Origin of the sequence: Infirmifilum sp., assembly GCF_049970975.1 — an archaeon.
In the GTDB taxonomy this organism is placed as follows: domain Archaea; phylum Thermoproteota; class Thermoprotei; order Thermofilales; family Thermofilaceae; genus Thermofilum; species Thermofilum uzonense.
Genome location: NZ_JBMFLX010000088.1, coordinates 1 through 5784 on the forward strand (window position 1 = coordinate 1; position 5784 = coordinate 5784).

Sequence of the window (5784 nt, forward strand, 5' to 3'; positions counted from 1 at the left end):
ACTGGATAAAAGAATAAAGGAGCTTAAAGGACAAGGAAAAACCGATTAATTTTTCCCCTTAAGACTTCAATATTTTTTCTTTCTCCTATACCCCTGATTTTTAGATAGGGGAGCTCATTACTTCCTTATTTAGCTCTTCTCCTCATATATACATAATGATTCCTTGAGAGTGCTATGTTCTGATTCACTACCACTTTAAAGTGGTAGTGTAGTAAAACTTAAATCTTTGTATTGGAGTTAATATTCTTGATGAGCCAAACGCAAAACAAGTTAGTCATTTTCGCAGTTGTCTTGGCTCTCCTTGCCCTGGTCCTAAGTCTTTACTCTGTCATCACTATACAATCACTTGCCTCGCGCATAACCGACTTGTCAAACTCTGTTGCCGGTCTAAAATCTGACATACAGGCCTTAAGTCAGCAGATAGGTAAGGCCGTCCCAACTCAACCAGCTCCTCAGCAGAAAGTAAAGCTTGTAGTCATAGGACCCTGGAGTGGGGACGAAGCCAAATACTTCCAAGCAGTCATAGAAGCTTATCAGCGAACCCACCCCAACGTTGAAATAGAATACAGGACGATGAGGGCGGAGGATGTTGCGGCAACAATGCCTATACAGTTTGCCGCGGGAGTTGCTCCGGGAGACGTCATCTTCGGATGGGGTTGGTTCATCGCCAAGATGGGTAAAGAGGGACATTTGGTAGATCTTACGAGTATCATCAAGCAAGACGAGTATGTTTCCGGAATACTGGATGCCGTCAAAGCTGACGGTAAGGTCTGGGGAGCTCCATTCACGATGTGGTTGAAGCCTGGCTTCTGGTATCGTAAGTCCTTCTTCCAAAAATACGGGTTATCCGAGCCAAAATCTTATGACGAATTTGTGCAGCTTTTAGAAAAAATCAAGTCTATACAGGGTGTAAAGAATCCGATTGCCAGTGGAGACGGTATGGGCTGGCCTTTGTCTGATATCGTGGAGCACTTCATAATAGCCTACGGAGGCCCCCAGATGCAGTTAAACCTCATTTCCGGTAAGACGAGGTTTACAGATCCTAGCGTTAGGAGGGTCTTTGAGAACTACCTTGTGCCGTTGCTTCAAAAGAAGTACTTTAGCGAGCCTATTGAGTGGACTACTGTTATCCCTAAATGGTGGGCCGGCGAGTATGGGTTATACTTTATGGGTACATGGATTACCGGCATGGTGGAGGATCCCAATGATCTTGACTTCTTCCCGCTCCCTGAAAGTAAAGGTGTCGTAGGAGGGGCTGATTATGCCTTCGTACCTAAGTACTCGAAAAACGTAGATGCCGCTGTTGACTTTCTCAAGTTTTTGGCCACCGAAGGACAAGGGGTTCACGCGAGCGTCCCGTCAGGCAAGATACCGACATGGACGAAGGTTCCAGTAAGCCAATTATGGAAACCTATGCAAAGCGTATATACCAAGATTACTCAGAGAGGAATGGCGATCCTGCCTGACCTGGATGACTCTATTGGAGGAGACTGGCAGAAGCTTTTCTGGGATCAGCTGAAGCTCCTATGGGTCAACCCCGGGGCATTGGACTCCGTACTTAAAACTCTGGAGAGCGCTCAGCCGAAACCTTGAAATCTTTAAAAATAAAAAATAAAATATTTTTTTGGTGAAAAACTTGAATAAAGAATCGAAAATTGATTTATTATTATTTCTTTTACCTCCTCTGGTAGTACTCTCCATATTCGTCATTTATCCGATCATTGGGACAGTCGTCCTCAGTTTTATCTCTAAAGGGACTTTTTCGCTCTCAAACTATTACGAGGTGCTAACTGAAAGCATACCTCTCAAAGCCTTGATCTTGACAAAGCTGGAACCAACACCTCCTTGGGGAGCCCTCATCCACAACGCAGTTTGGATCTTAATCTCTGTTCCTGCGGTTGTACTACTAGGGATGATACTAGCCTATGTTCTCAGGTATGTTTTTGGATCAAGCTTTGTCTTAGGAACAGTTTTCCTAGGGATGGTACTACCGGGTGTCGTTAGTGGTCTCGTAATCAGATTCATGTTCGATGACAGCATAGGTATCTTTCCGAGAATATTCGCGGTTTTAGGGGTTCCTATGCTCTCAAAGACATGGACCATATACCCTCAGACAGCTCTATTAGCCCTTATTTTAGGATCTATCTGGCTCTGGCTTGGATTCAGCGTTACTCTTTACTCTGCGGGTCTTGACTCCATACCTTCAAGCATGATAGAATCAGCCCTTGTAGATGGTGCGTCGCAGTGGCAGATATTCGCCAAGATTATCGTACCTCAACTTAGACCCGTGACTACGGTTGTAATACTTATGACCGTAATGTGGGTCCTGAAAATTTTCGACATAGTATACGTTGTCACGGGTGGAGGACCCGGCGGATCGTCAACAGTACTCGCCATGATAATGTATATGTACTTTGCCAGCTCCCTAGAGTACCATAAGGCGGCAGCTGTCGCCGTTATATTAGCTCTTCTAACCCTTATACCTGCGTATTGGTATATTCGCATAGTTTTAAAAGGTGAGAGAGAGTGAGTAAAGCTAGGATTTCACTTAAAGGAGTGCTTCTCAATCTCATCGTATGGGTTTTTACCATCCTATGGCTCCTGCCCTTCATAGCTCTACTTATTATGTCTGTAAAGCCTTACACGGAGGTAATACTTCATGGGTGGTGGAGCCTTGGAGGGAATTACTCGCTCAAAAACTACCTAGAGGTCTTGATGAATCCCTCCTACAACTTCCTCCAAGGTATAGAGAACTCATTGATAATTTCAATTACGAGCACAGTAATACCAATATTTTTCGCAGCAATGGTAGCCTACTCTCTGACCTATCTGTCGTTCCGATACAAAACCCTCCTATTCACTATGATACTTTTCTTCATGTCTGTACCCCAGCAAATGGTAGTTATACCTCTCTTCAACCTCTATGTGAAGCTAGGATTGAATAACACGCTGACTGGTCTTATACTGCTTCATAGTGCTTGGGGTATACCATGGATAGCCTTCTTCCTGCGTAACTATTTGAAGCTTATACCCTTAAGCTTCGTTGAAGCCGCGCGAGTCGACGGCGCCTCCGAGATGAGCATATTTCTAAGAATTCTGCTACCTATAAGCATACCCGCACTAATAGCGGCATCCGCCATACAGTTCACTTGGGTGTGGGGCGACTTCTTCTATGCTATGATATTTCTACCATCTCCAGACCTCTACGTCGTCACGCAGCGCTTAGCACTACTTAAGGGAGAGTATCACATTGACTGGGGGTTACTGAGCGCCGGAGCTATCCTTGCAATGATTCCTCCGCTGGCAATCTACTTGGCCTTTAAGAAGTATTACGTGAGAGGTTTCGTGGGATGGGGCCTAAAAGGGTAGCATCGCGTCTCAGAGTATTTTTACCTTGAAAATATGCCCTTCTATGTCCTCAAATCTGGCTCCTCTCCCTCCAACTGTTAATTTTTTACCTCCAACATCAAGTACAAGGGCTAGTGTTACCCCAAAGCTATTTTCTTGCAGGGCTAGTGGCTTGCCACTAACCTCGACCATTTTTCCGCTTTTTCTCTCGACTCCATTAACAGACACTATGGTTTGATAACCTTTTTTCAGCACGTCTGATATAACTTCCCTCATAAGCCACAGTGACGTGGAGGTGTATTCTAAGCCTCTCAAAGCCTGGATCTCCTTTACAGTCTGACTTACGCGCCACACAGAATGATTGAAAAAATCATTTAGTAACCTGAGCAATCCCTCATCAGTTATCTCGAGTGTGTTCTCATCTTGAAAAACGAGACACTTAGCAGAGTCTACAATAATTATTGGTAGAACTCTTACCGCTCTTCTTCGAATACCTATCCAAGGTGCTTCGGCATGGAATGGCGGATTTGCCTCAAAAGAGACGAGGGCAGTTAGTCTTCCAGGCTTATTCAAATACAATTCAGGATTGTCAAGGATTTCAAGTAGTAGCTCGGGTGTAGCTGCTATCAGTATCTCGTATTTGGCACTCAAGAGCATTTCCCTTGCTCTCCTCAATAATTCGCTGTAATTTCTAATTATTTTTACACCAAATTTAGAAGAGGCTGTTGTATATGTGATATTTTGCCTTAATACCTGTAAGGCAGTCTCTTTCTTCTCTAGTATTTTCCTACTAGCATGATCGGCTAGCCTTTCAACAGCCTCAGCAGGGGATACTCCTCTATATCTTCTAGGCTTCGCTAAGATCTCTTCGACTATCCCCAGCTTTGTCAGTGAATCAAGGATCTCGTAAATCCTTGGCTGTGGTACCCTTGCTAGAGAAGCTATCTCACTGGCTGTTCTCTCCTTCCCATCAGCAATCGCCAGATAGACTTTAGCCTGGTAAGGGGTTAACCCAAGTTCGATTAGAGCTGTTTCTGCTAGTTCACGCGCGTTATTCACATTTTTCAGAATATTCTGTCTTCGGAAAAATATTTCTTTAAGATAACTACTACTTAATTGTGGTAGCCATGAAAGTAACACCAAAATATACACGTAGCATTGATGATTATGTAAAAGTAACAGGAGAGGACGATGTTAATGAGTTGAAGGCTCTGGGAGAAAGTTTCCGAGGGAAAAGCATCCTTCACATAAACTCTACACCTTACGGGGGAGGTGTGGCCGAGATTCTCCACAGTATGGTACCTCTAATGAAGTCCCTAGACATCGATGCAAGGTGGGAGGTCATAGAGGCTGAAGATGATTTTTTCAACATAACGAAGAAAATTCACAATGGTCTGCAAGGAAACCTTGACATTTCCCTAACTGAAGAGGAGTGGGAGGTCTACCTCAAGTGGAATCGGTACAACGCTGAAATTCTCGATCTGAATGCCGATTTCATAATTGTACACGACCCACAGCCTATGGCACTTCCATCATTCGCTAAAAAAGGCAAGCAACATTGGATATGGAGATGTCATATCGACTTGACCCAACCAAATCCACTTTTTTGGAGACGTCTTGGCCCACTCGTTAACCAGTATGACGCGGTGATTGTTCATAGTGAGGAATATATTCGTGACGAATTTAAAGATAAAGCTTTCGTGTCACCTCCCAGCATAGATCCCTTAAGCGATAAAAATAGAGAGCTAACGGGAGAGGAAGTTGTAAAGGTATTCGAGAGATTTAACGTTGATCCAGAGAAACCCTCCATAACGAAAGTTGCAAGATTTGATCCATGGAAAGATATCCCCGCTGCGATAGACGTTTACAAAATATTGAAGAAAAAACGTGATCTCCAGCTTTTAATTATCTCGATGATGGCTAGAGATGATCCCGAGGGGTTAGTTTTTTACGAAAAAGTAAAAGAGCACGTTGGTCAAGACGAGGACATACATATACTGACTGATGAAATGGGAGTCAGAGATTTAGAGGTGAATGCCTTCCAGCGAGGGTCCACGGTAGGAATACACACGGCTATACGTGAAGGCTTTGGTCTAGTGGTCTCCGAAATGCTTTGGAAAAGAGTACCTGTAGTGGCTCGACCAGTTGGAGGGGTAAAGATACAGGTCATACATGGCGTGACGGGCTACACAGCTCTCACAGTTCAGGATTTGGCCCAACATGTTGAATCACTCCTGGAAAATGCTGGGTTACGTAAAAGTATGGGAGAGGCAGGACGTGAACATGTTAGGAGGAACTTCGTTATTACACGACATGTTTACAGGTATCTCTCCCTTCTCGCCAAGTTCTTATGATTGAATGTGAAATAAAAAGATGTGGTATTTCTTTGGTTATTCATTATTTAAGACTTAGCCGAATTCTTTGGTTTTTACAGTG

General features: G+C 43.8%; 5 protein-coding genes. 4 read left to right on the forward strand and 1 reads right to left on the reverse strand.

The annotated features are described in order from the left end of the window. The first annotated feature begins 249 nt into the window (after positions 1-249). Genes ACP5KC_RS08495 through ACP5KC_RS08505 form a run of 3 tightly spaced genes read left to right on the forward strand, consistent with a single transcriptional unit; the run spans position 250 to position 3369 of the window. Positions 250-1593: an ABC transporter substrate-binding protein gene (locus ACP5KC_RS08495; protein WP_428287274.1), complete on the forward strand. Its 1344-nt coding sequence runs from the start codon at positions 250-252 to the stop codon at positions 1591-1593. A gap of 43 nt (positions 1594-1636) precedes the next feature. Then, positions 1637-2530: a carbohydrate ABC transporter permease gene (locus ACP5KC_RS08500; RefSeq protein WP_052884856.1), complete on the forward strand. Its 894-nt coding sequence runs from the start codon at positions 1637-1639 to the stop codon at positions 2528-2530. Beyond that, positions 2527-3369: a carbohydrate ABC transporter permease gene (locus ACP5KC_RS08505; RefSeq protein ID WP_424739998.1), complete on the forward strand. Its 843-nt coding sequence runs from the start codon at positions 2527-2529 to the stop codon at positions 3367-3369. Before ACP5KC_RS08500 ends, ACP5KC_RS08505 begins: the two co-directional genes overlap by 4 nt. A gap of 9 nt (positions 3370-3378) precedes the next feature. Here ACP5KC_RS08505 and ACP5KC_RS08510 read toward each other — a convergent pair whose 3' ends face one another. Next, the gene (locus ACP5KC_RS08510; protein ID WP_428287275.1) at positions 3379-4407 is read right to left on the reverse strand and encodes a TrmB family transcriptional regulator; all 1029 of its coding nucleotides are present in this window, start codon (positions 4405-4407) and stop codon (positions 3379-3381) included. A gap of 68 nt (positions 4408-4475) precedes the next feature. On the opposite strand from ACP5KC_RS08510, the gene ACP5KC_RS08515 reads away from it, so the two are divergent. Next, positions 4476-5702 (forward strand): glycosyltransferase, encoded by a 1227-nt coding sequence (locus tag ACP5KC_RS08515; protein WP_428287276.1) that lies wholly within the window; start codon positions 4476-4478, stop codon positions 5700-5702. Positions 5703-5784: the final 82 nt, after the last annotated feature.

What these genes read in the sequence shown, in the direction of transcription:
- ACP5KC_RS08515 (WP_428287276.1), top strand. Translation starts at nt 4,476, where the DNA reads ATGAAAGTAACACCAAAATATACACGTAGCATTGATGATTATGTAAAA.
- ACP5KC_RS08495 (WP_428287274.1), top strand. Translation starts at nt 250, where the DNA reads ATGAGCCAAACGCAAAACAAGTTAGTCATTTTCGCAGTTGTCTTGGCT.